Origin of the sequence: Nocardioides sp. NPDC004968 (assembly GCF_040608935.1) — a bacterium.
Lineage (GTDB): Bacteria > Actinomycetota > Actinomycetes > Propionibacteriales > Nocardioidaceae > Nocardioides.
Genome location: NZ_JBEXJF010000012.1, coordinates 46,454 through 63,297, shown reverse-complemented (window position 1 = coordinate 63,297; position 16,844 = coordinate 46,454). Strand labels below are relative to the sequence as shown.

The 16,844-nt window shown below is 68.8% G+C and carries 15 protein-coding genes; 11 read left to right on the top strand and 4 right to left on the bottom strand.

Annotated features, from left to right (window positions below):
* Nucleotides 1-57 precede the first annotated feature (57 nt).
* From ABZU72_RS14155 to ABZU72_RS14145, 3 genes are read right to left on the bottom strand one after another with little or no spacing between them, the layout of a single operon-like run.
* Complete coding sequence (locus ABZU72_RS14155) at nt 58-1,521, bottom strand: glycerophosphodiester phosphodiesterase family protein (RefSeq protein WP_355019482.1); 1,464 nt, start codon at nt 1,519-1,521, stop codon at nt 58-60.
* A gap of 56 nt (nt 1,522-1,577) precedes the next feature.
* The gene (locus ABZU72_RS14150; protein WP_355019549.1) at nt 1,578-3,083 is read right to left on the bottom strand and encodes an ATP-dependent DNA ligase; all 1,506 of its coding nucleotides are present in this window, start codon (nt 3,081-3,083) and stop codon (nt 1,578-1,580) included.
* Between the two features lie 42 nt (nt 3,084-3,125).
* Entirely contained in the window at nt 3,126-3,710 is a 585-nt protein-coding gene (locus ABZU72_RS14145) for a TIGR03086 family metal-binding protein (RefSeq protein ID WP_355019481.1), read from the bottom strand.
* Between the two features lie 52 nt (nt 3,711-3,762).
* On the opposite strand from ABZU72_RS14145, the gene ABZU72_RS14140 reads away from it, so the two are divergent.
* The 3 genes from ABZU72_RS14140 to ABZU72_RS14130 are packed head-to-tail and all read left to right on the top strand — an operon-like array spanning nt 3,763 to nt 6,493.
* Nucleotides 3,763-4,179, top strand: a complete 417-nt coding sequence (locus ABZU72_RS14140; RefSeq protein WP_355019480.1) for a MarR family transcriptional regulator — start codon at nt 3,763-3,765, stop codon at nt 4,177-4,179.
* A gap of 23 nt (nt 4,180-4,202) precedes the next feature.
* The gene (locus tag ABZU72_RS14135) at nt 4,203-5,591 is read left to right on the top strand and encodes a serine hydrolase domain-containing protein (RefSeq protein ID WP_355019479.1); all 1,389 of its coding nucleotides are present in this window, start codon (nt 4,203-4,205) and stop codon (nt 5,589-5,591) included.
* The gene (locus ABZU72_RS14130) at nt 5,588-6,493 is read left to right on the top strand and encodes a DNA-3-methyladenine glycosylase 2 family protein (protein ID WP_355019478.1); all 906 of its coding nucleotides are present in this window, start codon (nt 5,588-5,590) and stop codon (nt 6,491-6,493) included. The genes ABZU72_RS14135 and ABZU72_RS14130 overlap by 4 nt, the downstream gene beginning before the upstream one ends.
* A 19-nt stretch (nt 6,494-6,512) precedes the next feature.
* On the opposite strand, the gene ABZU72_RS14125 is transcribed toward ABZU72_RS14130, so the two are convergent.
* The gene (locus ABZU72_RS14125; protein WP_355019477.1) at nt 6,513-7,763 is read right to left on the bottom strand and encodes a phospholipase D-like domain-containing protein; all 1,251 of its coding nucleotides are present in this window, start codon (nt 7,761-7,763) and stop codon (nt 6,513-6,515) included.
* Between the two features lie 377 nt (nt 7,764-8,140).
* On the opposite strand from ABZU72_RS14125, the gene ABZU72_RS14120 reads away from it, so the two are divergent.
* The 8 genes from ABZU72_RS14120 to ABZU72_RS14085 are packed head-to-tail and all read left to right on the top strand — an operon-like array spanning nt 8,141 to nt 16,843.
* Nucleotides 8,141-8,872: an ABC transporter permease gene (locus ABZU72_RS14120; RefSeq protein ID WP_305367616.1), complete on the top strand. Its 732-nt coding sequence runs from the start codon at nt 8,141-8,143 to the stop codon at nt 8,870-8,872.
* Between the two features lie 7 nt (nt 8,873-8,879).
* A complete protein-coding gene (locus tag ABZU72_RS14115; RefSeq protein WP_355019476.1) occupies nt 8,880-9,722 on the top strand; it encodes an ABC transporter permease in 843 nt (280 codons plus the stop codon).
* A gap of 13 nt (nt 9,723-9,735) precedes the next feature.
* Nucleotides 9,736-10,878, top strand: a complete 1,143-nt coding sequence (locus ABZU72_RS14110) for an MCE family protein (RefSeq protein WP_355019475.1) — start codon at nt 9,736-9,738, stop codon at nt 10,876-10,878.
* Entirely contained in the window at nt 10,875-11,975 is a 1,101-nt protein-coding gene (locus tag ABZU72_RS14105) for an MlaD family protein (protein WP_355019474.1), read from the top strand. The genes ABZU72_RS14110 and ABZU72_RS14105 overlap by 4 nt, the downstream gene beginning before the upstream one ends.
* The gene (locus tag ABZU72_RS14100) at nt 11,975-12,964 is read left to right on the top strand and encodes an MCE family protein (RefSeq protein WP_355019473.1); all 990 of its coding nucleotides are present in this window, start codon (nt 11,975-11,977) and stop codon (nt 12,962-12,964) included. Before ABZU72_RS14105 ends, ABZU72_RS14100 begins: the two co-directional genes overlap by 1 nt.
* The gene (locus tag ABZU72_RS14095; protein ID WP_355019472.1) at nt 12,961-14,217 is read left to right on the top strand and encodes an MCE family protein; all 1,257 of its coding nucleotides are present in this window, start codon (nt 12,961-12,963) and stop codon (nt 14,215-14,217) included. Before ABZU72_RS14100 ends, ABZU72_RS14095 begins: the two co-directional genes overlap by 4 nt.
* Nucleotides 14,214-15,566, top strand: a complete 1,353-nt coding sequence (locus tag ABZU72_RS14090; protein ID WP_355019471.1) for an MCE family protein — start codon at nt 14,214-14,216, stop codon at nt 15,564-15,566. The genes ABZU72_RS14095 and ABZU72_RS14090 overlap by 4 nt, the downstream gene beginning before the upstream one ends.
* The gene (locus ABZU72_RS14085) at nt 15,566-16,843 is read left to right on the top strand and encodes an MlaD family protein (RefSeq protein WP_355019470.1); all 1,278 of its coding nucleotides are present in this window, start codon (nt 15,566-15,568) and stop codon (nt 16,841-16,843) included. Before ABZU72_RS14090 ends, ABZU72_RS14085 begins: the two co-directional genes overlap by 1 nt.
* The last annotated feature ends 1 nt before the right edge of the window (nt 16,844 follow it).

The window sequence follows — 16,844 nt, the reverse complement described above, 5'->3', positions numbered from 1 at the left end:
CACTGTACGCGGTGTGCAACTCGGAGTTGCACTGTGAGTGTCAGTCCTCACATCCGCCTAGTGGAGCAGTGCGCGACGAGCACCGGCGACGTCATCGGTGGTGACGTAGTCGACCCCCGCGACCGCGGCGCGGAGCACAGAAGCGGTGCCGACCGCCGGCCAGGTGCCGACCTCGGCTCCCTGGTTGCGGTAGCGGTCCACGAGGGCGGCGTCGAGCAGCCGGGTGTGGAGGTGCACCTGGGTGAACTCGCCATCGTGGAGGTCTGCGGGGTCGGGCTCGTCCTTGACGGCGACCGTCTCCATCCCGGTCCGCTCGAAGCCGGGGAAGTCGAAGTGGCTCGCCTCGAAGCTCATGAAGATCGCCTTGTCGCCGTGGCTCTTCCTGGAGACCCAGTCCGGACGCAGCGAGACGACCTTGCGGTAGAGCGCGCGCATCTCGGCGGCGCTCTCGCCCTTGAGTTCGACCACGAGCCGGACCCGGTGGCCGTGGAGTCGCTCGGCCGACTCGATGGCGTCGAAGGTCTCCTCGATGGTCGGCACCCGGACACCCCGGAACTGCGGCCCCATCCACGAGCCCGCGTCGAGCGACTGCACCTCGGCGAGGGTGAACTCCCGCGGGCTCGCCCTCCGGCGCTCGGGGAAGCGGGCCTCGACATCGGTCGTACGCCTGAAGTCGCCGTCGTGCACCAGGACCCACTCGCCGTCGGCCGTCGGCTGGAAGTCCATCTCGATGTAGTCGGCCCGCTGCCGCACGGCGCTGCGGAACGCGTCCAGGGTGTTCTCCGGATGGTTGAGCGAGTCGCCGCGCCAGGCCATCACTCCGACCGGCCTGCTCCCGAGGGCGTAGACGGCCGCTGAGGATCCCACGAACGCCGGCGCCCCGTGATGCGCCCGGGCGATCGTCCGGAAGCGCGTCTTCGCCACCTCCCGGGTCCTGAAGACGTACGTCGCATGGCCGGTCGCGCCGGTGGTGAGGTGGGCTACGTTCGTCCAGCCGTCGCCGCCTTCGCGCTGGAGGGTCAGGACCCGTCCGGGGCGGGCCGGAGCGGCGAAGAGGGTGAGTCGCACTGCGCTTCCGGCGCGCACCGACCTCGCCATGCTGGTCGTGACGGCCTGCTGCTGCCCGAAGAGCGTACGCGGCGCCGAGACCCGCTCCGCCCAGTTCCGCCCCTCACGCTCGACGCCGGGAGCGAAGACCCGCCAGCGCATCCTCCATGAGGACTGGCTCACGATGAAGGAGTAGTGACCGGATTGTGCGGCGAACTGCTTCTGCACGGGTTCCCAGTCGCCGTCGTGGTAGCGCTGCAGCCGGACCACCCGGCTCACGCCGGGCCCGAGCGAGCCGCTCAGCCTGAACGACTCACCCAGGATCGGCCGGGAGACGCTGGCGGTCGGCGCGGCGACCGAGAGCTCGGTGGAGGCGCCGGTGGCGGCTGAGGCCGGGTTGACGGCGGCGGGCCCCAGGATCAGCGTCAGGGCCGCGAGGATCGCAACCAGGCGGGCATAGGCGTGTGGGGGCACGCGCAGTGAGGTTAAAGGATCGATCGGGGCCACCTGCACCCGGTATCCCGATTAGGTCACTGAAGATACATTCTGACGGTATCAATCGTGTCGGCCTCTGCCGGCGACTTGTCCTCGCGATACCGCACGACCCGGGCGAACCGCAGCGCGACGCCGCCCGGATAGCGCGTCGAGCGCTGCACCCCGTCGAAGGCGATCTCGACCACCTGCTCGGGGCGGACCTTCACCTGCCAGTCGTCGGTGCCCCCGACGGCGAGCTCGGTGAAACGCTCGGTCTGCCACGCCAGCATCTGGTCGGTCATGCCCTTGAACGTCTTGCCGATCATCACGAACTCGCCGTCGGCGCCCCGGGCGCCGAGGTGGATGTTGGAGAGCCAGCCCTTGCGGCGTCCCGAGCCCCACTCGATGCCGATGACGACCAGGTCGAGGGTGTGGACGGGCTTGACCTTGATCCAGCCCGAGCCGCGCCGCCCCGCCTCCCAGGGCAGGCCGACCCCCTTGACGACGACGCCCTCGTGGCCGGCGGCGAGCACGTCGGTGGCGAACCGCTCCGCCTCCTCGGTGTCCACCGTGACCAGCCGCGGCGCCCGATGCCGCTCGGGGACGACCCGGTCGAGCTCGGTGAGGCGCTGGTCGAGGGCCAGGTCGATGAGGTCGCGGCCGTCGACGTGGAGGATGTCGAAGAAGTACGGCGCGACGACCGTGTCGGCCGCCGACCGGGTCGCGGTGCGCGAGGCGGTCTCCTGGAACGGCCGCGGCCGCCCGTCGGGGCCCAGCGTCATCGCCTCGCCGTCCAGCACGAGCGTGTCGGCCGGGAAGGAGGCGACGATCTCCGCAACCTCGGGCAGCCGCGCGGTGATGTCCTCCAGGGTGCGGGTCGCGATGCGTACCTCCGAGCCCGACTTGTGGGCCTGGATTCGGATGCCGTCGAGCTTCGTGTCGACCACGACCGCCTCGCCGAGCTTGGCCATGGCCTCCTCGACCGAGCCCGCCGACGAGGCGAGCATCGGCAGCGCGGGCCGTCCCACGACCAGGCCGACCTCGGCGAGCGCCTCCTCACCGTCGAAGGCGAGCCCAGCGACCACCACGGTCGAGCCGGCCAGCATCGCGGCGCGGCGTACGGCGGGCAAGGGCACCCCGGCCGCCACCGCGAGCGCTTCCTGCACGAGCGAGTCGAGCGCCCCCTGACGTACCTCTCCGGTGATCACGCCCCGCAGCCACGCCTGCTCCGCGGTCGTCGCCGCGCCGAAGAGTGTCTCGGCCTCGGCTGCCCGGGCGACCTGCGAGCCCGAGCCCGCCAGCAGCGACATCCGTTCGAACGCCTCGTGCACGTCGCTCACAGTGAGCGTCGCCTCCGCCGCGGGCGAGGGGAGCGTGGTGAGCGAACGCCACCCCAGTCCCGTACGTCGCTGCAGCAGTGTGCCGGCGAGGTAGGCGGTCACCACCGGCAGCTCATTGCGCGTGGCCGCGCCGAGGCATTCCGCCAGCGCGGCGACCTTCGCCTTCCGCGACCGGGTCGCGGCGACGGCGTTCGAGGTGGAGACGATGTCGGCGAGCAGCATGCTCCCAGTGAACATCACGCCACCGACACTTTCCCAGGAATCCTAAGCGGCCGCCTGGTGGTCCGGATCGCGCCCGAGGAGGCGCAGCGCGTCGTTCCATGGGTCTTCGCCCTGCTCGGCGAGCGGCGCGGCGAACACCGGTGTCCCACCCGGTCTTGAGGCGATCTGCCGGGCCATGTCGAGGACGAAGGTGACGGTGACATCTGCCGGCCGGTAGGTCTTCCCGAGCGCCGTCGCGACGTCCCAGGCGTGCACGGCGGCGTCGAGGAGCTGCATGCCCAGTGCGACCGCGGCGGTCGGGTGGAAGCCGAACTCGGCGAGGTGGATCGTCGCCTCCGGGTCGGCGGCGCCGAACGCGTTCCGAACCCGGGTGGCCGAGTCCTGCCACGTCCGAGCGACGTCGTCGCCGGCGACCGGCACGGACTCGTACGCACCCACCGGCGCGTCGCCGTCGGTGACCGCAGCGGCGAAGCCGAGGTTCTGTCCGACCATGTGGCCGAACAGGTCCGCGAGGTCCCACCCCGCGCACGGGGTGGGAGCCGTCAGATCGCCGGCCCCGGAAGCCAGCACCGTGATGTCGTCGAGGGCGCGGTCGTAGGCAGTGAGGATCTCCGTAAAAGTAAGCATACGTAGATCGTAAGCATCCGTAGATGATATGTCGAGCGGTTAGGATTCTGCGGTGGATCGACCCGAGCTCGGCTTCCTGCTGTCCCGTCTCATGCGCGAGGTGATGGCCCGCGAGAAGCCGATCCTCGACGCCGCGGGTCTGGAGATGTGGGACTACGCGGTGCTGAGCGCGCTGGCCGACTCGGACGCGCCCACCCAGGCGCAGCTCGCCGCCACGACCGGCCGCGACAAGACTCGCCTGATCGGCAACCTGGACCGCCTCGAGGCCCAGGGCATGGTCGCGCGCGAGCCCGACCCGGCCGACCGCCGCAACCGGATCGTGTCCCTGACCCCGGCCGGCTCTCGGGTCCTCCGCAGCTGCCGCGACGCCATCGGGACGATGGAGACCGAGCTGCTGGCGGATCTCGATCCGGCCGACCGGGCGGCGTTCGAGCGCGCACTGACCGCACTCGCCAACACCGAGCGCTGAGCCGCTCCGCCTATCCTCGCCCCATGTCGCTTGCTACCGCCCGCTCCTGGATCGAGTCCGAGTTCCCCGCCCTGCTGGCGCGTCGCCGCGTGCCGGCGGCGGCTGTCGGGGTGCTCCAGGACGGCCAGGTCATCGACCACGCCTGCGGCATCCTCAACCTCGAGACCGGTGTGGAGGCGACCACCGACTCGCTGTTCCAGGTCGGCTCGATCACCAAGCTGTGGACCACCGACCTGGTGATGCAGCTGGTCGACGAGGGCCGGGTCGGCCTCGACGACGAGATCAGGCGCCACCTGCCGGGATTCGCGGTCGCCGACGAGGAGGCGTCCGCGACGATCACGATCCGTCAGCTGCTCTCCCACACGGCCGGCTTCGAGGGCGACATCTTCACCGACCACGGGCCGGGCGATGACGCGGTCGAGCGGTTCGTCGCGTCCATGGGCGACCTGCCGCAGATCTTCGCCCCGGGGGAGCGGTTCTCCTACTCCAACGCGGGCTTCGCTGTGCTCGGACGCCTGGTGGAGGTGCTGCGCGGCACCACCTGGGACCGGGCGCTCCAGGAGCGTCTCGCCGCACCGTTGGGCCTCACCCATATCGCCACCACGGCCTACGACGCGATCAGGTTCCGTGCGGCGATGGGCCACATCGACCCCGCTCCCGACCATGTCCTGCGACCGGGACCGGCGTGGGGGATGGCACGGGCGAGCGGCCCGGTCGGCGCGATGCTGTCGATGCGCGTACGCGATCTGCTCGGCTTCGCCGCCATGCATCTCGACGGCGGGACGGCACCTGACGGCACCCGCGTTCTCTCGGCGGCCTCCTGCGCCGAGGTGCTCACCCGACAGGTCGACCATCCCGCATCGACTCGATCCGACGCGCGCGGTCTGGGCTGGTCCCTCGACGACATCAGCCAGGGGCTCGTCGGCCACGACGGCCAGACGATCGGGCAGTCGGCCTTCTTCCGGATGGTGCCCGAGCACGGGCTGGCGGTCGCGCTGCTCACCAACGGCGGCGACACCTACGGGCTCTACCACGACGTCGTCGGCCACCTTCTCGACGACCTCGCGGGCGTCCGGATCGCGCCAGACCCGGTGCCGCCGCCGCAGCCGCCCTCCGGCTTCGACGCCGGCCGGCTCCTCGGCACCTACCGCGCCCGCATCGTCGACTGGACGCTGCGCCAGAACCCTGACGGCCGGCTGTGGGTCGAGGAGATCCCCGGCCCCGAGGGCGTCGCCATCGGCGACGAACCGCAGAGCTACGAGGTCCTTCCGTACGCCACCGACCAGGTCGTCACCGCCGACGCGCTCCACGGCGTACGCCGGGTCTTCGGCTTCACCGGCCGCGACCCTGCCGGCCGGGCGACCCATCTGACCACCAGCCGGGTCTTCCCGCGGGCTAACCTCGGGATATGAGCGCGCAGCGGACGGTCCGTCCCGGCTACGCCGTCGGCCTCGCCTCGATGCTGCGGCCGCTTCGGCGTGGGCTGGGCGACCCGACGTACAAGATCCTCGGCGAGGACCACTGGCGAGCCATCCGTACGCCACAGGGCCCCGCCACGCTCAGGCTGCGCCAGCGCGACGCCGAGGTGGAGTCCGAGGCCTGGGGCGAGGGTGCGGAGTGGGCGCTGGAGCACGTCCCCGGACTGCTGGGTGCGAACGACCGCCCCGAGGAGTTCCACACCGACGACCCGCTGCTCGCGGGCCTGCTGGAGCGCTTCGAGGTGCCACGCTTCGGACGTACGGGACTGGTGATGGAGGCGCTGGTGCCCTCGATCATCGAGCAGAAGGTGACCAACAACGAGGCGTTCCGCGGCTTCGGAAACCTGGTCAGGCGCTTCGGTGAGGTCGCCCCCGGCCCGGGGGCCGATCACGGGCTGCGCCTGCAGCCGACACCCGAGAAGCTCCGGGCCATCCCCAGTTGGGACTGGCTGCGCCTGCCGGTCGATCCGGCCCGGTCCAAGGCTGTCCTCCAGGCCGCCCGGGTCGCGACGGCGGTCGAGCGGACCGCCGGTCTCCCGGGTGAGGAGGTCGAGCGGCGGCTCACCACCATCCCGGGCATCGGGGAGTGGACCGTCGCCGAGGTGCGGCAGCGGGCGCTCGGCGACCCCGACGCGGTCAGCTTCGGTGACTACCATCTGGCCAAGGACGTCGGCTGGGCGCTGACCAACGAGGCCTGGGACGACGACCGGCTACGCGACTATCTGGAGCGGTTCCGCCCGCATCGTGCTCGTGTGGTCGCCCTCATCTACCGCGGTGCCGGGAAGCGGCCTCGTCGGGGCCCCAAGATGTCGCCGCGGACACACCTGCCTTCTTGAGTGCCGACTCGGCAAGCCTTCATAGCAGCGGTCGCAGGGGAGTGAGGACCAGCTCGGTGAACTTGCGGTGGATCTCGCGGGAGGCCCACTCGTCGGCGGTCAGCTCGATCGCGTTGGACTCGTCGCGGGAGAAGATCTCCTCCATCTGCTTGGCGACGTCGCGGTCGAAGATCTCCAGGTTGATCTCGTAGTTGCCGGTCAGCGAGAGCCGGTCGATGTTGGCGGTGCCGACCGTCGACCAGAAGCCGTCGACGGTGGCGGTCTTGGCGTGGATCATCGCGTCCTTGAACCGCAGGATCCGCACTCCTGAGCCGAGCAGCTGGGAGAAGTAGCCGCGCGAGATCCAGTCGACGACGATGTGGTTCGACTTCAGCGGCAGCAGGATGCGTACGTCGACCCCGCGCTGCGCCGCGGCCTTGAGCGCGTCCACGAAGTCCTCGTCGGGGACGAAGTAGGCGGTGGTCAGGTAGATGTTGCGGGAGGCCCGGTTGATCGCCTCGAGGTACATCGACCGGATCGGGAACATCCACAACCGGGGCACGTTGCGGTGGAACCGGAGATCGGGCTCCCACGACGGTGCGGTCTCGATGAGCAGCGGCCCCTCGGTGTCGTTGCTGTGGGTCAGCGGGTGCGGCCGCCGCCGGTTGAGGTTCCAGAAGTCGGCGAACGCGCGCCGCAGGTCCCAGACACCGGGGCCGGTGATGCGCACGTGCGTGTCGCGCCACTCGGTGGCGTACGCGGTCCCGATGTTGTAGCCGCCGACGAACCCGACCGTGTCGTCGACGACCAGGATCTTGCGGTGGTCGCGTCCGTAGCGGGAGAGGTCGAAGAAGCGCCACCCCGCCGCGTAGGTGGGATAGCGCAGGACGTGCATCCCCTCGGGGAAGCGCTTGAACCGGGAGGGCACCACGAGGTTGGCGAGCTCGTCGTAGATGCAGTAGACGTCGACGCCTCGTTCGGTCGCCGAGGCCAGCGCCTGCTTGAACCGCTGGCCGACCTCGTCGCCCTTCCAGATGTACGTCTCGAGGAAGATCTGCTTCTTCGCGCCGTCGATGGCGGCGATCATGTCCTCGTAGAGGTCGTTGCCGAACGTGTAGGTGGTGACCGTGCCGTCGCCGACGCTGTTGGTCAGCGGTGGCGTCACCGGGAACGGCTTGCCCCTGAGGCCGCGCTTTCCTCGGGTGCGGTAGCCGTCGACGAGGCTCATCACGACAGCCAGCGCCACCGGCACGCCGAAGACGGCGAGGAGCAGGCGGCGTAGGAACCTCATGACGCCCCCCGGCGACAGTCTCATCACAGCCCCCAATCTAACTGGCTCAGCGCGGCGAGACACACCGGTGCGGACTTCTGGCCCCGTCGAGGGCTCCGACGCGTGCGATCGCACGTTCAGGCCCAGCATGCGAGAGCAGGCCTTCTCCGACCGTGGCGCAGGGGTGGCGGATCCTGTGATCCGCGTCACCTACCGACGGGTAAGTCGTTGTGCAGGAATACCTCCCACCCTGTTCCCGGGCATGTCGCGGCGGGTCGTTGCCCTCAGAACTGAAACATGTTCTACTACAGGCTTGAAACGTGAGCCGAGTCACAAGACCACGCGAAAGGTGAAGGATGGCAGTGCAGTTCGCATCGCTGGTCCGAGGTGTCGGCGGGATGGGCCTGATGACCGGAGAGGTCGTCAAGGGGACGTTCACGACCAAGTTCCAGATGCGGGAGTTCCTCGAGCAGGCCTGGTTCATCACGAGCGTCACGTTGCTGCCCGCGGTGCTGGTCTCGATCCCGTTCGGGGCGGTCATCTCGCTACAGGTCGGCAACCTCGCCGGCCAGCTCGGAGCACAGTCGTTCGCGGGGGCGACGGCGGTGCTCGCGGTGGTCAGGGAGGCGGCGCCGATGGCGGCCGCGCTGATCATCGCCGGGGCCGCCGGGTCGGCGATCTGCTCCGACATGGGATCGCGCAAGATCCGTGAGGAGATCGACGCGATGGAGGTGCTGGGCATCGACCCGGTGATCCGGCTGGTGATCCCGCGGGTCCTCGCGTGCCTGTTCGTCTCGGTGATGATCAACGGGATCGTGATCGCGACCGGCATCGGTGGCGGCTACTTCTTCACCGTGATCGTCCAGGGCGGCTCGGCCGGTGCGTTCCTGTCGAGCTTCACCGCGCTGGCTAGCCTTCCCGACCTCTACATCTCGATGGTCAAGTCGGCCCTGTTCGGGTTCCTGGCGGCGATCATCGGCGCCTACAACGGCCTCAACGCCCAGGGTGGTCCCAGCGGCGTCGGCCGAGCGGTCAACGAGGCCGTGATCATCGCGTTCATGATGCTGTTCGTCCTCAACTCCATCATGACCGCTGTCTACTTCCAGATCGTTCCTCAGGACGGGTTGTGATCCCCCGGTGACCAACACGATTGCCCAGGTGGGCAACCAGATCGTCAAGGAGCAGCGCCATGCCGTCGAGGGCTATGGCGACCAGCTGCTCTTCTACGTCAAGGCCCTGGCCTGGGCGCCCCGCACCATCCGCCGCTACAAGCGGGAGGTGCTCAACATCCTGGCCGAGGTCGCCTTCGGCGCCGGTGGCCTGACGATGATCGCCGGCACCGTCGGCGTGATCGCGTTCATGGCCTTCTTCGCGGGCTCCGAGGTCGGCATCCAGGGCTACGCCAGCCTGAGCCAGATCGGTGTCGCGAAGTTCTCCGCGTTCATCTCGGCGTTCTTCAACACCCGCGAGGTGGCTCCGCTGATCTCCTCGATCGCGCTGGCCGCGACCGTCGGCTGCGGCTACACGGCGAGGCTGGGAGCGATGCGGATCTCGGAGGAGATCGACGCGCTCGAGGCGATGGGCGTGCCGAGCCTTCCCTACCTGGTCACCACCCGGATGATCGCCGGGTTCCTGGCCGTCATCCCGCTCTACATCGTCGCCCTGTGCGCCTCCTACCTCAGCCCGCGGCTGATCACGACGCTGATGTACGGGCAGTCGGGCGGGACGTACGACCACTACTTCCTGGCGTTCCTGCCACCGATCGACATCCTCTACAGCTTCCTGAAGCTGATCATCCTCGCGGTCGCGATCATCCTGATCCACTGCTACTACGGCTACACCGCCTCCGGCGGCCCGGCCGGGGTCGGCATCGCGGTCGGCAAGGCGATCCGTACGTCCATCGTCACCGTCGTGGTCGCGGACTTCTTCCTGAGCTTCGCGATCTGGGGCTCGACGACCACGGTCCGGATCACGGGATGAGGTGGGCAGCCAGATGTTGATGGGCATCCAGCGCGACACCCGCGCCGAGCACACCAAGCTCTTCGTCTCCGGGATCGCCTTCACGGTGACCCTCGCCCTGCTGGTCACGCTCTGCATCGCGATCTACCAGAAGGCGTTCGTGCAGTTCACCACCGTCAGCGTCGAGGCCGACCGGGCCGGCCTGCAGCTGCCTCGCTACGGCGACGTACGCATGCACGGCGTCATCGTCGGCCAGATCCGCGAGATCAACCAGGACGGCAAGAAGGCCGTCATCGAGCTCGGTCTGGAGCCGGAGCAGGCCGAGCAGATCCCCGCCAACGTCAGCGTCGCGATCAAGCCGACGACGCTGTTCGGGCAGAAGTATGTCGAGTTCATCGACCCCGAGGGGGAGCGGACCGGCGCGCTGAGCGACGGCACCGTGATCCCCGCCGACCGGGTCCGCACCAGCGTCGAGCTCGACGTGATCCTGGCCCGGCTCTTCCCGCTGCTGAAGTCGATCCGTCCACAGGACCTCAACAGCACCCTGCACGCCCTCGCCACCGCGCTCTCCGGCAACGGGGAGAAGCTCGGCGAGACCATGGTCCAGCTCAACGACTACCTCGAAGAGATGAACGTCCACCTCCCCACACTCGAACGCGATCTCGAGGACATGGCCGACGTCGCCGAGACGTACTCCATGGCCGCGCCCGACCTGGTCAAGGTCCTCGAGAACACCACGACCACCGCCAACACCGTCACCGAGCAGCGCGCCCGCCTGGGCGGCCTGCTCACCTCCGTGACCGGAGTCGCCGACACCTCCAAGAACCTGCTCGCCGAGAACGAGAAGGCGATCAGGTACGAGACCGAGCTGGCGGTGCCGCTGCTCAAGCTGCTCTCCGACTACTCGCCGGAGTACACCTGCCTGCTCAAGGGCCTCGACGACTACACCGAGCTGCTGGCGACCGTCTTCCAGCAGAACCGCGTGCGCCAGACCATGGTCCTCGACGGCACCCAGAAGCCGGCGTACGGCCGTGACGACCGCCCCGAATGGGGCGAGATCGGCCACGGCCCGTGGTGCGACGGCCTGCCGAACCCACAGGTGCCGGCCGGCCCGAACGAGCTGGAGAACGGCACCGAGGACGTCCCGTGGGCACCAGGGAACGGGGGTCTGCAGTGAACAAGCGCGATCTGAAGACCACGGTCGCCGGGACCAAGCTGGTGATCTTCACCGTTCTCTCGATCCTCGTCACCGGCACCCTGGCCTCGATCATGGGCAACGTCGGCTTCGGCGACCGGGTGCCCTACCGGGCCGAGTTCACGACCGCCTCGGGTCTGAGCGAGGGAGACGATGTACGCGTCGCCGGCATCACCGTGGGGGAGGTGCTCGCCGTCGAGATCGAGGGTGGCGACCACGCGATGGTCACCTTCCGGGTCGACAGGACGGTGCCGCTGACGACCGCCAGCGGCGCCCAGGTGCGCTACCTGAACCTCGTCGGCGACCGCTACCTGGCGCTCACCCAGGACGCCGGCTCCCAGGAGACCGGGTCCGACGCGACCCCGTTGCGCCAGGGACAGGCCCTCGCGATGGCCAACACCACTCCGGCGCTCGACCTGACCGAGCTCTTCAACGGCTTCCAGCCGCTCTTCCAGGCGCTGCAGCCCAAGGACGTGAACAAGCTCTCGCTCAACCTGATCCGGGTGCTTCAAGGGGAGGGCGGCACGGTCGCCAGCCTGCTGTCCGAGACGGCCGAGCTGACCAGCGCCCTGGCCGAGCGCGACCAGCTGATCGGCGACGTGATCACCAACCTGTCCAAGACGCTCAACACCGTCAACGAGCACCACACCGAGCTGGCCGAGCTCATCCAGCAGCTCAGCGGCTGGATGAAGGACCTGGCGCGCGACAAGGAGGCGATCGGCGACTCGATCTCCTCGATCGGCGACCTCACCGACGAGCTGGCCGGGCTGCTCACCGACGTACGCCCGTTCCTCAAGGAGGACATCAAGCAGCTCAAGCGGGTGGTGGACATCCTGAACAAACCAGGCAACCAGAAGCTGCTCGACAAGACGCTCGAGCGGCTCCCTGAGACCCTCGAGTCGCAGGCGCGGATCGGTAGCTACGGCTCCTGGTACAACTACTACCTCTGCGACCTCGACTTCTCGATCAAGCTGCCCTCGCTCGGTGAGCTGCTCGACAACTCGCCCGCCGTCAAGGCGATCCAGAAGCAGCTCGACAACGTGGCCTTCTACAGCCGGGCGGAGAGGTGCAAGCTCTGATGGCACATCACTCCGACACCCAGCTCACGCGCACCGGCGTCATCACGATCGTGGCGATCGCGCTGGCGCTGACCGCGGCGTTCAACCTGCGCAAGCTCCCGTGGTTCTCCGGCACCACCTACCAGGCCGAGTTCTCCGACACCAGCGGCCTGCACGTGGGCAACCGGGTGGAGATCGCGGGCATCCGGGTCGGCCGGGTCAGCGACATCGAGATCGAGGGCGCCAAGGTGGTCGTCTCGTTCTCGGTCGAGGGCACCGAGATCGGCCATCGCAGCGAGGCCTCGATCGGCGTGCTCAACCTGTTGGGGGAGAAGTACCTCGACATCACCCCGCAGGGCGGCCGCAACCTCGATGCCGGCTCGAAGATCCCGCTGGCCCGCACCAGCGCCGGCAGCGACATCGTCGGCACGTTCGGCGATCTCGCCGAGACGACCGAGGCCATCGACACCCAGCAGCTGGCCAAGGCGCTGACCACGATGTCGGGCACGCTCGACAAGGCCGGGCCCGAGGTACAGGGCGCCTTCCAGGGCATCGCCGCGCTCTCCCAGACGATCGCCGCCCGCGGCGACGAGCTGGAGTCGCTGCTGCAGGATGCCGAAAAGGTCGTCCAGCTCGTCAACCAGCGCAAGCAGGACATCGTCAGCGTGATGGAGAACGGCGACCAGGTCTTCGCCGAGCTCATCCAACGCCGCCAGGCGATCCACCAGCTGCTGGTCAACGCCACCGCCCTGGCCGAGCAGCTGCAGGCCCTGGTGAAGGAGAACCAGAAGCAGATCGGGCCCGCGCTGGACGCGCTCAACCAGGCGCTGAAGTTCCTCAACGCCCGCGACGAGGACCTGACCAAGACCATCCAGAACTACGGGCCGTACGCGTCGATCCTGATCAACATCATCGGCACCGGCCCCTGGTTCGACGCCTACCTCGCCAACCTGACCGGCATCGTGAGCGGCGAGTTCGTGCCCGGACGACGACCAGGGATCGTGGAATGACAAAGAACTTCTGGGGCCGAAAGTGGGCCGCGCTGCCGATCGCGCTCGTGCTGATGTGCGGGCTGCTGCTCGTCTCCGAGGTCGCGTCGCCCGACACCAAGATGGTGACCGTCAGCTTCCCCCAGGCGGTGAGCGTCTACGAGGGCTCCGACGTGGTCATCATGGGCGTCAAGGTCGGCAAGGTCGCCTCGCTGGAGCCGAAGGGCGACCACGTGAAGGTCGTGATCGAGTACGAGAGCGACTACAAGCTCCCCAACGACGTGAAGGCGGCAATCGTCACCCCGACGCTGGTCGCCGACCGGTTCGTGCAGTTGACCCCGGCGTACACCGGAGGGCCGGCCATGGCCGACGGCGGTGAGATCCCGATCGAGCGTACGGCGGTCCCGGTCGAGCTCGACCGCATCTACGCCAGCCTCTCCGAGCTCACCACTGCGCTGGGACCCAACGGCGCCAACAAGAACGGCGCGCTGAGCGACGTCCTGCGTGAAGGAGCCGACGCCCTGGAGGGCAACGGCAAGATCGGCAACCAGGCGATCGCCGACATGTCCGAGGCAGCCCAGGTGCTCGGCGGCAACTCCGAGCAGCTCTTCAGCACCCTCTCCCAGCTCTCCGAGGTCACCCGGACGCTGGCCCGCAACGACGACACCACCGAGAAGTTCCTGACCGACCTCGGGACCGTCTCCACCCAGCTGGCAGGGGAGAGCGACGAGCTCGACCAGGCGCTCGCCGCGATCGCGCAGGCGGTCAGGGTGACGAAGTCCTTCGTGGAGAACAACCGCGACGCCCTGGTCGGCGACGTCAAGGAGCTCAACAAGACGCTCAACATCTTGGCCAAGGAGAAGGAGACTCTCGGCACCGTCATCGACCTGGCGCCGCTCGGGATCGGCAACCTGGCCGAGTCCTTCGACCCGGCGTCGGGCTCAGTCGGCTTCCGGCTGCAGGTCGGGCCGATCGGCTCGGATCTGTCCAACATCCTCTGCATGGTCGTGGAGAACGACAAGATCCCGGGGGCCAAGGAGATCTGCGCACTGTTCAAGGCGCTGCTGCCGACCGGGTCGACCGCGCCGGTGGGCAAGGCGCTGACCGACGCCGCTGCGCCGACCGACCGTGACACCGCCTCCGGGCTGCCGATCGGGCCGACGAACGGCACCAAGGCCAAGCAGTCGGAGGTGGAGCCCGAGGTGGTCACCCAGGGCGGCATCACCGAGCTCAGCGGCTCGCTCCAGGAACTGATGTCGGGAGGCAAGAGATGAGGACGAGAGTCTTCCTGGCCATGGTCGGCCTCGTCGCGATGGCGAGCGGGTGCGGCGTACAGGCCTATGACCTGCCGCTACCCGGCAAGGAGGTCGGCGAGGGCGACGGCTATGTCGTCACCGCGGAGTTCAACGACGTCGTCGACGTGGTGCCTCGCACCAAGGTGATGGCCAACGACGTGCCGGTCGGTCAGGTCGACAAGGTCGAGCGGGAGGGCTGGCACGCGAAGGTCACCATGACCCTGCGCAAGAACATCGAGCTCCCGGCCGACGCGCTGGCCAACGTACGCCAGACCAGCCTGCTCGGGGAGAAGTACATCGCCCTGGTGGCGCCCGAGGGGTCCACCATCGCCAGCGCCGGCAGGCTGGGCGACGGCGCCACCATCGGCCTGGACCGCACCAACCGCAACCCCGAGGTCGAGGAGGTGCTCGGCGCGCTCTCCTTCCTGCTGGCAGGCGGCGGCGTCGGGCAGCTGAAGACGATCAGCGACGAGCTCAACACCATGATGGACGGGCGCACTGGCGACATGCGGGCGCTGCTGGGCAACCTGGAGACCACGGTCGCCTCGCTCAACCAGCAGAAGGGCTCGATCATCAAGGCGATGGAGCAGGTCGACCGGCTGACCCGCACCCTCAACAAGGAGTCCGAGAAGATCGAGGCGGCCATCGACTCCTTCGGGCCGGCGCTCGAGGTGCTCCGCCAGCAGCACGCCGACCTGATGAAGATGATGAAGGCGCTCGACCGGCTCGGTGTCGTCGCGACCCGGGTGATCAACCAGAGCGGCGCCAACCTGACCACGGCGCTGGACGAGCTGGCACCGACGCTGCGCGAGCTCGCCGACGCCGGTGACTCGCTGCCGCGCGGCCTGATGATGGCGGCCAGCTTCCCGTTCCCCGAGAACGCGTCGGGGCTGGCGATGGGTGACTACTCCAACGCGCTGTTCCACATGGATCTCGACCTCGGCAAGCTGGTCGGCAGCCTCACCAACGGCGAGTCCAGCGGCATCATCCCGCAGGTCTTCCAGATCTGCCTGTCCTACTCCAAGGGCTGCGAGGCGATCCAGCCGCTGGCCAAGGCGCTGTGCGACCTGACCAACCTGCAGCTGGTCTGCTCGGTGGTCGGCAAGGAGGACACCGCGGCGAAGCCGGGGGAGAAGACGCCGAAGCTGCCCGACATCTCCGACCTGCTGCCCAAGAGCTCGACCTCGACCAAGACGCCGGGGCTCAACGACCTGGTGCCGGAGATCGCCGAGGGCCTCTCGAGCCCGACCGACGCCGAGTCGCCCACGGCCGAGCCGACCACCGGGGGCCTGGCCGGCCTCCTCGGACTGCTGGGAGGCGGCAGCTGATGACACGGAGCGTCCGCAACAAGCTGGTCATCTTCCTCATCCTCGCCGCGGTCGGGATCTTCTACGTCTCGGCTGCCTACCTCGGGCTCGTCGACCGGGTCCTGGGCCGCCACGTCGAAGTCTCGGTCGACCTGCCCGCCTCTGGTGGCCTCTACGAGGGCAGCGAGGTCAACTACCGCGGCGTCGGCATCGGCCGGGTCGCCTCGATGACCGTCACCGATGAGGGCGTACGCGCCGAGCTGGAGCTCGACCCCGGCACCGAGGTGCCGCGGGACGCCGAGGTGGAGGTGCACAACCTCTCGGCGGTGGGGGAGCAGTACATCAACTTCATCCCCGAATCCGCCTCTGGGCCCTACCTCGCCGAGGGCGACGTCGTGACCGCCGGGCCGGAGTCGATGCCCGGCACCACCGACGAGCTGCTCACCGAGCTGAACAGCTTCACCACCTCGATCAACGGCGAGGACCTGAGCACCGTCGTCGCCGAGCTCGGCACGCTGTTCCGCGGCAACGCCGAGAACCTGCGTACGCTGCTCGACTCGGGCTCCACGCTGGTCGACCAGGCCTCCGCGCATCAGAAGGAGACCGTGCGGCTGCTCAACACCAGCCAGACCGTGCTCCAGACGCAGAAGGAGCACAGTGGCGACATCCGGGAGTTCGCCGACGGGCTCGAGGAGGTCACCGCGACGCTGGACAAGCGCGACCCGGAGCTGCGCGAGATCCTGCAGGGCGGCGAGGCGACCGCGGTCCAGGTGCAGTCGCTGCTCGACGGTCTGCAGCCGCTCCTGCCGGTCTTCCTGGCCAACCTCAGCACCGTCAACGAGGTGCTCACCGCCCGGCTGCCCGCGATCGAGCAGACCCTGGTGACCTTCCCGCGCGTCGTGGCGACAGGGTGGACCGGCTCGCCCGGTGACGGCTACGGTCACCTGTCGATGGGCTTCGTCTACACCACACCGCCGTGCCAGGAGGGCTACAAGCCCGCCGACCAGTGGATCCCCGGCACGGTGATGGAGGACCAGCCGCTCTATCCGGCCAAGTGCACCGACGAGCGCGCCCAGCCCGGCTATGAGGGCGACAACCCGATCATGCAGCGCGGTGTCAACATGGTGCCCGAGCCCGAGGGCGTGGGTAAGTACGTCACGACCTACGACCCGAAGACCGGGCGCACCAAACTTCCCGATGGAAAGACGGTCACGATGTCCACCCCGACCGATGACGGAGGCCTGGTCTCCGCCCTGTCCGACGATTCCTGGCGATCGATGATCCTGGGAGAGGAGTGAG

Coding starts and splice junctions, on each gene's coding strand:
- ABZU72_RS14110 (WP_355019475.1), top strand. CDS start 9,736: ATGTTGATGGGCATCCAGCGCGACACCCGCGCCGAGCACACCAAGCTC.
- ABZU72_RS14130 (WP_355019478.1), top strand. CDS start 5,588: ATGAGCGCGCAGCGGACGGTCCGTCCCGGCTACGCCGTCGGCCTCGCC.
- ABZU72_RS14150 (WP_355019549.1), bottom strand. CDS start 3,083: ATGCTGCTCGCCGACATCGTCTCCACCTCGAACGCCGTCGCCGCGACC.
- ABZU72_RS14085 (WP_355019470.1), top strand. CDS start 15,566: ATGACACGGAGCGTCCGCAACAAGCTGGTCATCTTCCTCATCCTCGCC.
- ABZU72_RS14100 (WP_355019473.1), top strand. CDS start 11,975: ATGGCACATCACTCCGACACCCAGCTCACGCGCACCGGCGTCATCACG.
- ABZU72_RS14135 (WP_355019479.1), top strand. CDS start 4,203: ATGTCGCTTGCTACCGCCCGCTCCTGGATCGAGTCCGAGTTCCCCGCC.
- ABZU72_RS14125 (WP_355019477.1), bottom strand. CDS start 7,763: ATGAGGTTCCTACGCCGCCTGCTCCTCGCCGTCTTCGGCGTGCCGGTG.
- ABZU72_RS14090 (WP_355019471.1), top strand. CDS start 14,214: ATGAGGACGAGAGTCTTCCTGGCCATGGTCGGCCTCGTCGCGATGGCG.
- ABZU72_RS14120 (WP_305367616.1), top strand. CDS start 8,141: ATGGGCCTGATGACCGGAGAGGTCGTCAAGGGGACGTTCACGACCAAG.
- ABZU72_RS14145 (WP_355019481.1), bottom strand. CDS start 3,710: ATGCTTACTTTTACGGAGATCCTCACTGCCTACGACCGCGCCCTCGAC.
- ABZU72_RS14095 (WP_355019472.1), top strand. CDS start 12,961: ATGACAAAGAACTTCTGGGGCCGAAAGTGGGCCGCGCTGCCGATCGCG.